Source organism: Bifidobacterium olomucense (assembly GCF_012932375.1).
Lineage (GTDB): Bacteria > Actinomycetota > Actinomycetes > Actinomycetales > Bifidobacteriaceae > Bifidobacterium > Bifidobacterium olomucense.
On sequence record NZ_JAAIIG010000002.1, the window covers coordinates 374,345 to 388,624 of the forward strand.

At 57.6% G+C, this 14,280-nt stretch carries 12 protein-coding genes; 4 read left to right on the forward strand and 8 right to left on the reverse strand.

Translation table 11 applies throughout. The annotated features are described in order from the left end of the window. Positions 1-13: 13 nt before the first annotated feature. The 4 genes from G1C97_RS03520 to mraZ are packed head-to-tail and all read right to left on the reverse strand — an operon-like array spanning position 14 to position 3,815. The gene (locus G1C97_RS03520; protein ID WP_169240553.1) at positions 14-1,816 is read right to left on the reverse strand and encodes a peptidoglycan D,D-transpeptidase FtsI family protein; all 1,803 of its coding nucleotides are present in this window, start codon (positions 1,814-1,816) and stop codon (positions 14-16) included. Continuing rightward, positions 1,813-2,265, reverse strand: a complete 453-nt coding sequence (gene ftsL, locus G1C97_RS03525) for a cell division protein FtsL (protein WP_169240554.1) — start codon at positions 2,263-2,265, stop codon at positions 1,813-1,815. Before ftsL ends, G1C97_RS03520 begins: the two co-directional genes overlap by 4 nt. A gap of 6 nt (positions 2,266-2,271) precedes the next feature. After that, complete coding sequence (gene rsmH, locus G1C97_RS03530) at positions 2,272-3,366, reverse strand: 16S rRNA (cytosine(1402)-N(4))-methyltransferase RsmH (RefSeq protein WP_169240555.1); 1,095 nt, start codon at positions 3,364-3,366, stop codon at positions 2,272-2,274. Continuing rightward, positions 3,366-3,815 (reverse strand): division/cell wall cluster transcriptional repressor MraZ, encoded by a 450-nt coding sequence (gene mraZ, locus G1C97_RS03535; RefSeq protein WP_240950996.1) that lies wholly within the window; start codon positions 3,813-3,815, stop codon positions 3,366-3,368. The genes rsmH and mraZ overlap by 1 nt, the downstream gene beginning before the upstream one ends. A gap of 411 nt (positions 3,816-4,226) precedes the next feature. Here mraZ and G1C97_RS03540 point away from each other — a divergent pair, with 411 nt between their 5' ends. Beyond that, positions 4,227-6,506 (forward strand): HelD family protein, encoded by a 2,280-nt coding sequence (locus G1C97_RS03540; RefSeq protein WP_169240557.1) that lies wholly within the window; start codon positions 4,227-4,229, stop codon positions 6,504-6,506. A gap of 11 nt (positions 6,507-6,517) precedes the next feature. Further along, positions 6,518-7,717 (forward strand): phosphoglycerate dehydrogenase, encoded by a 1,200-nt coding sequence (serA, locus tag G1C97_RS03545; protein WP_169240558.1) that lies wholly within the window; start codon positions 6,518-6,520, stop codon positions 7,715-7,717. A gap of 357 nt (positions 7,718-8,074) precedes the next feature. Here the strand turns inward: serA and nrdR are convergent, their stop codons facing one another. Both nrdR and G1C97_RS03555 read right to left on the reverse strand, forming a co-directional pair. After that, positions 8,075-8,515 (reverse strand): transcriptional regulator NrdR, encoded by a 441-nt coding sequence (nrdR, locus tag G1C97_RS03550; protein WP_100495910.1) that lies wholly within the window; start codon positions 8,513-8,515, stop codon positions 8,075-8,077. Between the two features lie 221 nt (positions 8,516-8,736). Next, the gene (locus tag G1C97_RS03555) at positions 8,737-9,105 is read right to left on the reverse strand and encodes a LysM peptidoglycan-binding domain-containing protein (RefSeq protein ID WP_169240559.1); all 369 of its coding nucleotides are present in this window, start codon (positions 9,103-9,105) and stop codon (positions 8,737-8,739) included. Between the two features lie 148 nt (positions 9,106-9,253). Here G1C97_RS03555 and lexA point away from each other — a divergent pair, with 148 nt between their 5' ends. Together lexA and G1C97_RS03565 are read left to right on the forward strand one after the other, a co-directional pair. Next, a complete protein-coding gene (lexA, locus tag G1C97_RS03560) occupies positions 9,254-9,973 on the forward strand; it encodes a transcriptional repressor LexA (protein WP_169240560.1) in 720 nt (239 codons plus the stop codon). A 215-nt stretch (positions 9,974-10,188) separates the two neighbouring features. After that, positions 10,189-11,136, forward strand: a complete 948-nt coding sequence (locus G1C97_RS03565; RefSeq protein ID WP_169240561.1) for a cation diffusion facilitator family transporter — start codon at positions 10,189-10,191, stop codon at positions 11,134-11,136. Positions 11,137-11,486: 350 nt separating this feature from the next. Here G1C97_RS03565 and G1C97_RS03570 read toward each other — a convergent pair whose 3' ends face one another. Beyond that, a complete protein-coding gene (locus tag G1C97_RS03570) occupies positions 11,487-12,449 on the reverse strand; it encodes an L-lactate dehydrogenase (RefSeq protein ID WP_100495345.1) in 963 nt (320 codons plus the stop codon). 235 nt (positions 12,450-12,684) lie between these two features. Beyond that, positions 12,685-14,190, reverse strand: a complete 1,506-nt coding sequence (hflX, locus tag G1C97_RS03575) for a GTPase HflX (protein WP_169240562.1) — start codon at positions 14,188-14,190, stop codon at positions 12,685-12,687. Positions 14,191-14,280 lie beyond the last annotated feature (90 nt).

The following is a 14,280-nucleotide window of genomic DNA, read 5'->3' on the forward strand; positions in this document are numbered from 1 at the left end:
TCCGCCTCGGACTTCACCACGTGACTGGAATAGCATTTTTACGGGCACTGGATACAGGCACCTCATACTTCTGCATAAGGAACTCACAAATCTGTGCGGACACAGGACCTGCGGTCAGGCCGCCATAGGTACCGTCAGGATCCTTCATCACCACGGTGACCGCATAGCGCGGATTGTCCGCCGGAATCACCACGGAGTAGTCGGAGATGATGGACGACAGTTTGCCGTCGGAACCCTGCACTTCTGCGGTACCGGATTTGGCCGCCATACGATACCCATCGACGTGTACGAATTTGCTGTAGCTTTCCGCCACCGATTCCATGGCATTCATCATATCCGAAGCCACCTGCTCGTCGATGATGCGCGTAGATTCGCCTTTTTTGGTCTGCGTGGTCGTGCCGTTGGCATCCGTGGTCGATTTGATGATGGACTGCTGCTCCTTGACCCCTTTGTTGGCTATCGTGGCCACCGCGTTGTTCAGCTGCATGATGTTGACCGTATATCCCTGGCCGAACAGCACGGTGTTGCGCGTGCGCAAATCCCATGCGGAAGCCGAGGTCAGCCAACCTGCTGATTCGCCGGGCAGGTTGAGCCCGGTGGACTGGCCGATGCCGAACTTGGTCAGATACTCATAACGCTGTTCGTCAGTAAAGTTCGAGGCGGCCATGATCATGCCGATGTTCGAGGAATTCTGCAATATGCCGGCAAGCGTCCAGCGCTGGGTGCCGTGGTCGGACGAATCCTGATAGGTCTGTCCCTCAACGGTCATATGGTCCGGCACCGTGAACTGGTCGGTCATCTTGTGCAGACCCGTCTGCAGATAGCCGGACATGGAGATCACCTTGCCCACCGAGCCGGGTTCGAACGTTTCGGACACCGCGCGGGACGTGCCCATCTTCGCCTCATCGGTGCCGGCGGTCACCTCATCGCTGTCGGCCAGAGCCATAATCTCACCGGTCCGGACATCCTGCACCACGGCGATGGCCCAAGCGGCACCATACTTGGATTTGGCTTCCTTCAGCGTCTTTTTGACATACCATTGCACGTCTCGATCGATGGTCAGATTCACGTCATCGCCGTTTTTGGCGGCCACCGATTCGGTCATGGTTCCGGGAATCTCCTCGCCGCCGTTGCCACGCTGATAGGTCTCATGGCCGTCGGTGCCGGTGAGGGCATCGTTTTCGATTTGTTCGATACCGGCCACTCCGGTGCCTTCATCGTTGACGCCACCGAGCAACGCACCCATCAGATCACCGTCCGAATACAGGCGTTCGCTGCTCAGCTCACCCCATATGATGCCGCCCAGATGCAAGGCCTCGATGCTCCGCTTGACTTGCGGTGTGACGTCCTTCTTCAGAATCACGTATTGTCCGGTACCCGCCAGGGCCGCCCCCAGTTCCATGGCATTCATGTCAAGCACACCGGCAAGCAGACGTCCTACTGCGGCCGCGCCCGTGGTGCCTACCGGCTTGCCATCGATCTCGTGGCAGTAATCACGGGTGTCGTCATTGCAGGTGATCGGTTTGAATTCCTGAGCGGCCTCCGGATTGCCCACTATCGTGTACCGTTCGACGCTTTGGGCGAGCACCGTTCCATTGGTGTCCAGAATGCGTCCGCGCTTCGCGCTGAGCGTCACGGTCAGGGTACGGCTGGCCGTAGCGGCCTGAGCGGTCTGTCTGCCGCCGATAAGCTGCGTGGAAGCCAGCTGAATCAAGCATGCCGTAGCCACCACGGCCAGCGCCGCACCGATGGCGATGCATTTGCAGGCGAAGGTCTTCACCTTCGCGAACTGCACGATACGCTGAAAGGTCTTCACTGGGTTCCACCTTTGCTGGATTGATATCCATTCAAATCGATGGACACGGACCCCTGCTGGGGAACCATGCCCATATCGCTGGCCTTGTCGGGAAGGGAAGCGACCAGCTGATCCAGCTTGGCCTGATCATCCTCGACGTCCTGGGTGAGTCGGCTGATATTCGCCTCGATCTGTGCCGCTTCGAACGAGTTCTGCACCATCTGGGTACGCAACATCAGCGCGCCAAGCAGCGTGGCCATAAGAAACGCCACGGCGATAATGACATGCACCAACGGAGCGGTACGTGTGCGGGTCCATTCCAGAACCCGGGTCACCACGTTGCCGCTGGGTTCAGGGCGAGGATTGGAGATGACCCGCAGTTCCGGACGAGAGGAGGTAGTGGATGCTTTTGATTGGGGCCGATTGTGTGCCGGAGCCGCATTTGACCGAATGCTTCGTGCCATTGCCATGGGCTTTCAGCCCCTCCTCGTATGGTTCTTGATGTTCGTCTGACCGCCAGCATGGCTGCCATGCGCCCGGTTTCGTCCCGAACGCCGTGCGTTTTCGTTGGGGTGCTGCGCATCATAGGCGAAGCGGCTTCTCCACCGTTCGGGGATCGGGCGGCTCACCTCCACGGCCCGCAAGCGGACGGAGGCCGACCGCGGGTTGAACGCGATCTCTTCGTCATCCGCCTTGATGGCGCCGCGGGTGAGTTCTTTGAAGAACGGCTGCGCATCCGGCGGAATAACCGGCATGCCGGCGGGCACGTCCACGCGTAAACCCTGCGCCATGAATGATTTGACGGTTTTGTCTTCCAACGAATGGTAGGACTCGACCACCAAACGTCCACCTACATTGAGGCGGTTCGCGGCCTGCGGCAGTGTGGACGCGAGTTTGTCCAACTCGCCGTTGACTTCGATGCGCAACGCCTGAAACACACGCTTGGCGGGATTGCCGGCCGGACGATGGGCCTGTGGCACCACTTCGTCGACGAGCTGATTGAGCTGTCCTGTGGTAGTCAGCGGCGTACGTGAGCGACGAGCGACGATTTCGCGTGCGATCTGACGGGAGAAGCGTTCTTCACCGTACTGGGTGAAGATACGCGCCAGATCCGCGGCATCATAGGTGGCGAGAATCTGCTCGGCGGTCAAACTCTGGCTGACGTCCATGCGCATATCGAGTGGGGCATTATGGGAATAGGAGAAGCCGCGATCGGCTTCATCGATCTGCAGACTGGACAATCCAAGATCCATGAATACGGCATCCACTCGTTCGACGCCACGATCGGCAAGCACCTGGTCAAGCTGGTCGAAGGCGGCATGCACCGGTATGAACCGGTCAGCCAGACCTTCCTGTTCCATCCGCTGGGTCGCCAGCGCCAATGCCTCGCTGTCTCGATCAATGCCGATCAGCGTGGCCGAGGGGACGGCTTTGAGGAAGGCCGTGGAATGGCCGGCAAGTCCCAAGGTGCAATCCACCGCTATCGCGCCTTCCTTGCGCAACGCGGGCACCATCAGATTCACGCAATCGTTGAGCAACACCGGCTGATGAATCGTCGTCACATCCACCATCAGAACTCCACCTCCGGCAATACATCATCGGCAATATCGGAATATCCTTCTTCCTTTTCGGCCAGATAGGATTCCCATGCGTCCTTGTTCCACAGTTCGGCGCGCGTGCCCACGCCGATCACCACTACGTCCGACCCGAGATCGGCGTAGTCGCGCAGCATTTGCGGCACCAGCACCCTGCCTTGTTTGTCCGGCTGCTGATCGACGGCACCGGAAAGAAACACACGCAAATACTCACGGGCGGCCTTGTTGCCGACAGAGACTCGTTGGATCTGCGCGGCGATTCTGCGGAATTCGTCGAACGGCAGCAGATACACGCACCGCTCCTGACCGCGGGCCATCACCAGCCCCTGCCCCAGCTGCGCACGAAATTTGGCGGGAAGCGCCATTCGACCTTTTGCGTCGATCTTCGGTGTATAAGTGCCCAGCAGCAGGTTCAGGCCGGCCATCAGGTCGGATACGGAAGCAGAGGAGGAGCCCTGTGCGCCGGCACCGGTGCCGGCACCGGCTTCAAAGGCATCATGCTCCTGTGCCATGGCTCCACCTCCCCTCGTTTGGATGCTTGAAAATACACTTCGACCGACTGGCTCACCACTTTACCCCACAATTCCCCATTTTTCCCCACACATACACGATTTGCGCACTCTTTTTGACGAAATCGGCTTATTTCAGGCATGTTGAGTGCTGCCGCAACCCGTTGGACCAAGACCCGCGCAAGGTGAAAACCATCACGACAGCCAGATATTCATCACGAATTCACTATGAGGAATCTCGGTCATCGCCCTCAACGTAGGGAGCGTGCGGTAAATTTGAATGCCTTGAGTCAGCAACCTCCAAGAAACGGAAACGAAGAGAACAGCATGTCGAGTTATGCCTCACAGCTCCACGAGGAGCAACAGGCCGTCGATCGCGCCTATGGACGTTTGGACGATTTGCGCGCCGAAATGTGGCAGCGCCTGAACACCGTCCGGGCTGCAGGATCCCATGGATCGCCCACACAGCGTACAGAACGCGATTCCTTTGCCACCATGTATGAGGACAGGCTTACGCAGCTACGCAGTGTGGAGGATCGTTTGGTGTTCGGCCGTTTGGACACCATGAACGGCACCCGACGTTACATAGGACGAATCGGGCTGTCCAGCACCGATCATGAACCGGTACTCACCGATTGGCGAGCCGAAGCGGCACGTCCCTTCTATGAAGCCACACCGTCCAATCATGGCGACATCGTAATGCGCCGACATATCACGCTGAGCTTCAGGGAAGTAGTGGGCGTCGAAGATGAAGTGCTTGACGTGCACTCCGAGCAGGTCGGCAAAGCCTCCGAATCCGGCACCTTGACCGGCGAAGGTGCATTGCTCGCCTCCTTAAGTTCCCGCCGCACCGGCAAAATGACCGATATCGTGGCCACGATTCAGGCCGAGCAGGACCGCATCATCCGATCCGATATGAATCGCGCCGTGGTGGTGCAAGGCGGTCCCGGTACCGGTAAGACCGCTGTGGCGCTGCATCGTGCCGCCTATCTGCTGTACACGCATAGGCGCAAGCTTGAACACTCCGGCGTGCTGGTGGTGGGACCAAGTTCCACCTTCTTGCATTACATCGATCAGGTGCTGCCATCTCTGGGCGAAACCGGAGTGGTGTCCCGCACCATCGCGGATCTCATTCCCGGTATCACCGCCGAAGGCACCGATACCGCACAGGCAGCAAAGATCAAAGGCGATCGCCGCATGGCGCATGTGGTCGCCAACGCCATCGCTTCACGCATCCGAGTGCCGCAGTCGCTGCCCACCGTAACCATCAGCGGTATTCCGGTGCCGATGCTGGCCGCGGACATCGAGCAGGCGCAAGCCGACGCCAAGCGCACTCGTCAGCCTCATAACAAAGCTCGCGAGACCTTCGTGCGTTCCATGCTTGCCAGCATGTGCGCCCGATACGCCGAGCAGCTTGACTACACGCCGGATCAGGCGGAGATGAACCGCACCCTGTCGCTGTTGCGCATGAACGAACAGATACGCAAGACCCTGAACCTGTGCTGGCTGCCGATGACAGCGCCTTGGCTTATCGACCAACTGTTCGCTCGCCCGGAACGACTCAAAACGCTTGCCGGATGGATGAGCGATGAGGATATCGCAGCACTGGCCCGTCCGAAAGGCTCCCCCATGACCCGCTCCGATATTCCACTGCTCGATGAGGCCATGGATCTGCTTGGCCCTGATCCCAAGACCGTCGCCAAGCAGGCGGCCGCCGATGCGCGACGTGCCGCCGAGGAACAATACGCCAAAGACACGTTGGCGGCCACCGGTCTCGGTCAAGGCATTGTCTCCGGCCAGATGCTGCTGGACCAGATGAATGGAGACGCCTCTGAAATCACCGCGCAGAAAGCAGCGGCCGATCGAGAATGGACATATGGTCATATCGTGGTAGATGAAGCCCAGGAGCTGACCGCGATGGACTGGCGCATGCTGATGCGTCGCTGCCCGTCACGATCGTTCACCATCGTGGGTGACGTCGCACAGACTTCGGCGCTTGCCGGTACTCGTCGTTGGAGCAAGACCATGAACCGTCTCTTCGGGGAGGGCCACTGGGATCTTAATGAGCTGACCATCAATTACCGTAATCCGAAAGAAGTTTCGGATTTGGCCTCCCGGTTCGCGCAATCCGAAGGACTGTACATCTCCACGGTGAACGCCGTCCGCACCATTGAAGACTCCGTATCCCGGCGTGTAGTCGCCGACCGGGATGCACTGCTGCACGAAGCCGCCGTTCAAGCTGTGCAGCTGGCCAAGGAGTTCGTATCCTCGGATGGCACGGGCCGTATCGCCGTGATCTGTCCAGATGAGTTGATCGATCCGGTGCGCGCCACCGTTCGCAAGCAGTTGGCCGCAACGGTTGACGCAGCCGAGTTCCAGAGATTGACTGAGCAGCCCGCATGGGACGAACAGATCAGCGTCTGCGGTACCGAAACAGTAAAGGGACTGGAGTTCGATGCCGTGGTGGTGGTTGAACCCGGCTTGATCGAAGACAGTGCTCCAAGCCGTCTTGTGGCGGCTGCCGATTTGTATGTAGCCATGACCCGTCCGACCCAGCGTCTGGTTATAGTTCGGACAAAAGACGACGAAACATCATTGAATATCTAAGGTAGGAAATTATGCCCAAAGCACTGTTATTGGAGAATATCCATCCCGATGCGGCGAAATCACTGCGCGATCATGGATTCGAAGTCGAAACGATGAAGGGAGCGCTCAACGAGGACGAACTCATCGACGCCCTCGACGGCGTGGATCTGGTCGGCGTGCGGTCAAAGACCAATGTCACCGCGCGTGTATTGGAGGCTCGTCCGAAGCTGAGTGCGGTCGGATGCTTCTGCATCGGCACCAACCAAGTCGATCTCACGTATGCCGGCAAACACGGCATCGCCGTGTTCAACGCTCCTTACTCCAACACACGATCCGTGGTGGAGCTGGTCATCTGCGACATCATCTGCCTGATGCGCCGCATCCCCGCCCATACCCACCACATCAAGCATGGTGTGTGGGACAAGTCCGCTTCCGGCTCCCATGAGGTACGCGGCAAGACGTTGGGCATCATCGGCTACGGCAACATCGGCTCCCAGCTGTCCGTGCTGGCTGAAGCGCTGGGCATGCGTGTGGTGTTCTACGACATCGAAGAGAAGCTTGCCCTTGGCAACGCCCATCGTTGCGCTACGCTGAACGAGCTGCTGGAGCAATCCGACGCCGTGACCTTGCATGTCGATGGTCGTAAGTCGAATACCGGATTCTTCGGTGAAGACCAGTTCGCCCATATGAAGCAGGATGCCATCTTCATCAATTTGTCTCGTGGCTTCGTGGCCGACTTGGGCGCACTCAAGCAGCATCTTGATTCCGGTCATCTCGCCGGTGCCGCCGTCGATGTGTTCCCCGTGGAGCCGAAGAAGAGCGGAGACCCGTTTGAGACCGCTCTGGCGAATGAAGACAACATGATTCTGACGCCCCATATCGGCGGTTCCACGTTGGAGGCGCAGGAATCCATCGGTCACTTCGTTTCGCAGCGCCTTGAGGATTACTGGTTCAAGGGATCGACTTCATTGTCCGTCAACATGCCGCAAATCAATTTGGGGACGTGCAAGGGCGTTTGCCGTATTGCGCATCTGCACGATAATCTGCCCGGTGTGCTGGCTCGCGTCAACCATGTGCTGGGTGAGGAGAACATCAATATCTCCTTCCAGTCATTGGCCACGGAAGGTGAGCTTGGCTATGTGGTCACCGACGTGTCCACCAAGCCGAGCGCCGACACTCTAGAGGCGCTGCGCAATATCGAGGGCACGATTCGCATGCGCGTGATCAGCTGATCGCTGCACCATATATATCGTCGATAGCAATGGCTTATGTGCTACCAGCCACAGCAATGGGGCAAGCAGCATATAGGCCATTGCTACTACCGGTCCCAAATTGCTACTACCGGCCCCAAGTTCAGTCCGTGCGGCAATGAGCCGTATAAGAAGATCCCACTCGCGGATCAGCGCAAAGTCGCCATCACACAGGGCATCAACACGCAGCGTTGTCATTCACAAGGGCTGCCATCTACACAGGGCGTTATCACACGGCCGCACTGCAATACTCACGACGCGACAGCCAGAACACCCATTATGGCGTCAGGCATTAATCCATTACGCCGTGGATCGACATATCAGCAGTCGGCACATTGATCAATCACGCAACTGATCGATGGCGTTCTGGAAATCCTCCAAGTTGGAAAAATTCTGATACACGCTCGCAAAACGCAGATACGCCACGACATCCAAATCCTTCAAAGGCTTCAATATGGCCTTACCCACCTCGTCGGATGTAACCTCCGCCAATCCACGAGAGCGCAAATCCTCCTCAACCTTTTGCCCGAGCATTTTCAACGCATCTTCTTTGACGGGCCGTCCCTGACATGCCTTCCGTACACCAGTGATCACCTTATCCCGGCTAAACGGTTCTACACCCCCTGACCGCTTGGTGACTAGCAGCATACTGGTCTCCACCGTAGTGAAACGCTTATTGCATTTCGGACAGACACGGCGACGACGGATGGAATGGCCGTCATCACTGATGCGGGTGTCGATGACTTTGGTATCTGGATTCTGGCAAAAAGGACAATGCATGCCACAAGAATAACGTGCATGGTGGGAAAACCCATTTTCCTTCGGGGTTTCGCTATATCGAACACCACATTGCTGCATCATCACCTCGCCATCCATTCTCGTCATCCATTGACTTATAAGTTGCCTTATAAAGTCATCGCATATTACGAATCATCACCACGTCAGCCATACGGTCATTACTATGCAGTCCATCACCATGCAGCCCATCACTGCACGGTCCATCACTGTTCGACCGGCACGACAATATGCTGACCGACTCGCAGCTCCCCGGAATCCAGATCGTTCAACGCCATCAGTTCATCCACTGTCTCGGATACATCCTGCCCGGCAGGAGTAATACGTGTGGCGTATCCCCACAGCGTCTCCCCCGGTTGCACAATATGACTGGTCACCTGCGCAGTGCCAACATGATCATCCTGTTGACCGAGCATCGCCCCCAACCCCATACCGTAAAGCGCTACGAGCAACATCACGATAAGCACACCAGCATGCTTTGATCTGCTTCGACCAGCCACGCCACGCATCACACGATTTGGCAGATCCACTTCATGCCTGCCGCTACGCAACGTTATCGCATGAGAAATCGTCATCGCAATCACCTCTCGAACATGTGTTCTATCGAACAGGTGTTCTTATCATGGCACAGATGTTCGACACTGTCAAACCGACACTCGAACAGATGTTTGATATTATGAATAATTCCGTTATGCTAGTGCTATTACCGAAAGGAGCCCGGACGTGAACACCTTGGCCTTCCCCGAACAGAGCAAGCCAGACGAGTCAGCATTGACCGACCGTCAGCACCGAGTGCTGGATGCCATACGCAAGCACATCAACGAACAGGGCTTCGCCCCTTCGTTCAGGGAAATCGGTGAAGCAGCCGGCCTCAAAAGCCCCTCCTCGGTCAAGCATCAGCTCAAAACACTGGAGGAAAAGGGCTTCATTCGCGTGAACGCCAACAAAGGCCGTGCCATCGAAGTCATCGCCGGCGATGTCACCGCCCCCTTGGATGACGAGAACAGACCTTCTCATCCGGGTACCGCAGCACAAATATTCCAATTCCCCACCGAGCCGATTGATGATTCCCGCGATGTTCCACTGGTAGGTCGTATCGCCGCCGGCATTCCCATTACGGCTGAACAACACGTAGAAGATGTCATGCGGCTGCCTGAGCGCCTCACCGGCAGCGGGGGAACCTTATTCATGTTGGAGGTTCACGGCGATTCGATGGTAGATGCCGCCATCTGCGATGGCGATTTCGTTGTGGTCAGAGAGCAAAGCACCGCAGTCAACGGAGATATCGTGGCCGCGCTGCTCGACGACGAGGCCACCGTCAAAACATTCCGCAAGGAAAATGGCCATATCTGGCTTATGCCGCACAATCCTGCGTACTCTCCCATCGATGGCACCCACGCCACCATCATGGGCAGAGTCGTGACGGTGCTGCGCAAACTGTAATGCGGCGCCAAGTCTACGGACTTCATCTGCAGCACCGGCAGAAACGCCACAACAATCATCGGAGCACCAAGCCCAGCACCATGTGCTAGAGTGGCGCACAGCATAGCAGGACCCCGGCCATACACCGGGGTCCTGTTGTATATAGACCATAACGGGAATGGTATTGAGAAGCGATTTCACTGCTGATCAATGCATCCGCGGCATGAAAGGATTCTATGACTCACGAACATTCCCATACGCAGATGCCTCCTTCTACAGCCGAGGGAGCGAAGGCGCACAGACGCCGCCTCATCGCTACACTATGCGTGACCAGCTCCGTGTTTCTCATTGAAGTTGTGGCGTCAATCTTGACCGGTTCCTTGGCGCTGCTGGTAGATGCAGGACATATGCTTACCGACATGTCGGTGCTGGTAGCTTCGACCGTCACCGCCATTCTGATGCAACGCAAGCCAAGTAACACGAGAACATGGGGTTGGGCCCGTCTTGAGGTACTGACGGCAGCCGCCGGCGCGCTTGTGCTGCTGATCGTCGGAATATATGCCTTGGTGGAAGCAGGCATGCGATTGTTCGGCGGCACGCCGGACGGCATCGAAGACATACATCTGCTGCTCTTCGTGGGATTGCTCGGTCTGGCGGCGAATATTATCTCCATATTCATCCTTGCTTCACAGCGCGAAGACAATATGAACATGAAGGCCGCATTCCTGGAGGTCATGAATGATGCGCTTGGCTCCGTAGCGGTGGTGACATCCGCTCTGGTGATGCTGTCTACCGGGTGGAATGGCTTCGATGCCGTTGCCGGTGCCATCATCGCGCTGCTGATGATTCCACGAGCCGTCAAACTGTTGTCGAACGCAGTGAAAGTGTTGTTGGAGGAAACTCCTGAAGGGCTAGATCTGGATGCAGTGCGCACGCATCTGGAAAGTGTGCCGCATGTGGTGGCCGTTCATGATTTACATGCCAGCACGGTATCCACTGGCATGCCGATTCTCATGGCACATGTCGTAGTGGAACGAGGACTCACCATGGATCAGGCGGCGCAGATCCTCACCCAACTGCAAGACTGCCTACGCGAACACTTTCCGGTTTCAGTTCCCCACACCACATTCCAACTCGAACCGGAAGGCTACACCACGCCCTCAGCCGGCAATTTTCACGAATAACCGGAAAACGGTATCAAGACAGAACAGTATCAAGACAGAACGAGTAGGCGCTGCATGGAAATCAGATCCGCGCAGCGCCTACCCATATCAATCAATGTATCGACACATAGTCAATCGACGTAAGCAGCCATTCGGCCGCAAAGCGCACAAGAACAATACCGCGAAACTGCGAACGGACAACTCGGCATATAGGAAATCGCCATATGCGCAGCACACATGCAACACACATAGCGATTCTCTCGTTATAAAAAATCGTCCCACGCGTGCAGTCTCTATACGCGGCAGACGCAGGCGTACAGAAAACGCCAGATATGCCGCAACGACGAGACCGCCCCGTGGAACGATTTTTATCAGAAGCCGAACTGAGCGGCGGTTTCCTTCAGCGTCTCGGCAGAGCGCTTCAGGGCAGCGAGCTCCTTATCGGAGACCGGGGTGTTGATGGCGGTGTTGACGCCGGAACGGTTGAGCAGGGTCGGCACAGACATGCAGATGTCGGAAATGCCGTGGAAGTCCTTGAGCATGGAGCTCACCGGCAGGATGCGGTTGGTGTCGCGAAGCACGGCCTCGATGATGTCCACGCCGGACATGCCGATGGCGTAGTTGGTGGCACCCTTACCGTTGATGATCTTGTAGGCAGCGTTCTTGACTTCCTGATGGATCTCCTCACGCTTGACGGCATCCAGCGGCTCGTGGCCAGGCAGCGGGGTCCAGTCGCACATCGGGACGCCACCGATGGTGGCGGAAGCCCACAGCGGGACTTCGGAGTCGCCATGCTCACCAGCGATGTAGGCGTGCACGTTCTTAACGTTGACGCCGGTCTGCTGGGCGATCAGGAAGCGCAGACGAGCGGAATCCAGATTGGTGCCGGAACCGAAGATCTGGTTCTCGGGCAGCCCGGAGATCTTCTGGGCGACATGGGTGGCAATATCCACCGGGTTGGTGATCAGCATGTAGATGGCGTTCGGGGCGACCTTGACAAGGTTCGGCATAATGGCCTGAAGAATCTTGATGGTGGCACCAACGAGCTCCAGACGAGACTGACCCGGCTTCTGGCGAGGGCCTGCGGTGATGACGACCATGTCGGCGTCACGGCAGATCTCCGGATCATCAGAACCGTCGATGGACACGGTCGGGTAGAAGCTGGAGCCGTGCTGCATGTCGAGCACCTCGGCCTCCACACGCTCCTTGGCGATATCCTCAAGCACGATCTCACGGGCAACGCCGCGCTGTGCAGCAGCGAAAGCAAGGGTGGAGCCAACAGCACCGGCACCAATAACAGCAAGCTTCGTGGGCTTAACGGTAGTTTCCGCCATGATAGGTTAACCTCTCTTCAAAGGCGGTCTGCGACTTTGGGCAGGCCTAATCACTTACGACTTTACTGTATAAGCCCAGTGCGACGTTCCACACAGCGAACCGCCGTACAAGCATCACAAAACCATATATTTTCCAACCGTTGTTAGCGCTCACGGATTTTCGCGTCCAACGCGGGCGGACTCGATCCACACTGTGATATTCGTCACCCGTTAAGCCACCCGCTCAGTCACCCGCTCAACCGATGGCCTGATCAATCACACGCGCCGCCAGATGCGAATCCACATTCGCCTCCAGCTTGACGCCGTCATCGCGATATTCCACCCGTTCCACCAAGCCGTATTCACGCACCTGGGACAACAACGATCCTGCAGTATAGGGAAGCAGCGCATCCACATGTACATGCGGCACCGGCAACAGATCCTCTACCGCGGCACGCAGAGATTCAAGTCCCTCTCCGCTGAACGCGGAGACGATATGTGCCTGCGGTTCCAGAGCCGCCAATCGTTCGCGAGCCGCATCATCGATCTGATCCGCCTTGTTGAACACCAGCACGCGTGGTATGGATGCGGTCCCTTCGATGTCCGCCAACACATCGTTCACAGCTTCGATCTGCGAGAACGGATCCGGGTGCGAACCATCCACCACGTGCACGATGATATCCGCCTCGGCCACTTCCTCCAGTGTTGACTTGAACGCCTCGACCAGCTGAGTGGGCAGCCTGCGCACGAAGCCCACCGTGTCCACATAAGCGTAGGCACGTCCATCACGGGTTTTCGCGCGTCTGACCGCCGTATCCAGCGTGGCGAACAACGCGTTCTCCACCAATTCGGCCGAACCGGTCAGCCGATTGGTCAACGACGATTTGCCGGCGTTCGTGTACCCGACCACAGCCACCGTCGGCAATCCGAAACGTCGTCTGGACCCACGTTTGACCTCACGAGCGGGTGCCATCTCGCGAATCTGCCGTTTCAGACGGGCGATACGCGTACGGATCACGCGGCGGTCCATCTCGATTTTCGTTTCGCCAGGTCCACGTGAGCCAATGCCCGCGTCGGCACCGGCCGCTCGACCACCGGCCTGGCGGGACAGGGAACCGCCCCATCCGCGCAGTCGAGGCAGCATGTATTCGAGCTGGGCGAGCTCCACCTGCGCCTTGCCTTCACGGGAAGTGGCGTGCTGGGCGAAAATGTCCAGAATCACAGCCGTACGATCGACCACTTTGACCTTGGCCGTATCTTCCAGAGCTCGACGTTGCGAAGGCGGCAGATCATCGTCCACGATGATGGTATCGGCCTCTTCCCTCGCCACGATATCCGCGATCTCCCGCGCTTTGCCGGAACCGACATACGTGGCGGCGTCCGGGCGCAGACGATGCTGCAACAGACCGTCGCACACCACCGCGCCAGCGGTTTCGGCGAGCGCGGCAAGCTCCCTCAATGACTCCTCCGCCTTGGCCTGTGTGGTCTCGCGTGAAGACCAGACGCCGACAAGCACCACACGTTCCAGACGAACCTTGCGATATTCGACTTCGGTGACATCTTCGAGTTCGCCGAGCCCGGCCACATGCTTGAGCTCGTTGCGGGCCTCGCGTTCTTCCCACTCCTGATTGGTGTCTTCGTGCCATCCCGAAGGACGTTGATTATTGTCAAGCAACACATCCGACTGTGAGGAAAGCACTCCTTGAGCGGTAATGCCGGAGCTGCCGTGGTCGATGTCGGTGTACTGGTTGTTGTCAGTCAAAGACGCCTCTTCAAATCAATGGTTCCCGATTCTTGTATGGCTTCTTATTATCATCAAATGAGGTGACATGCCCGATATGGGCGCAGTACA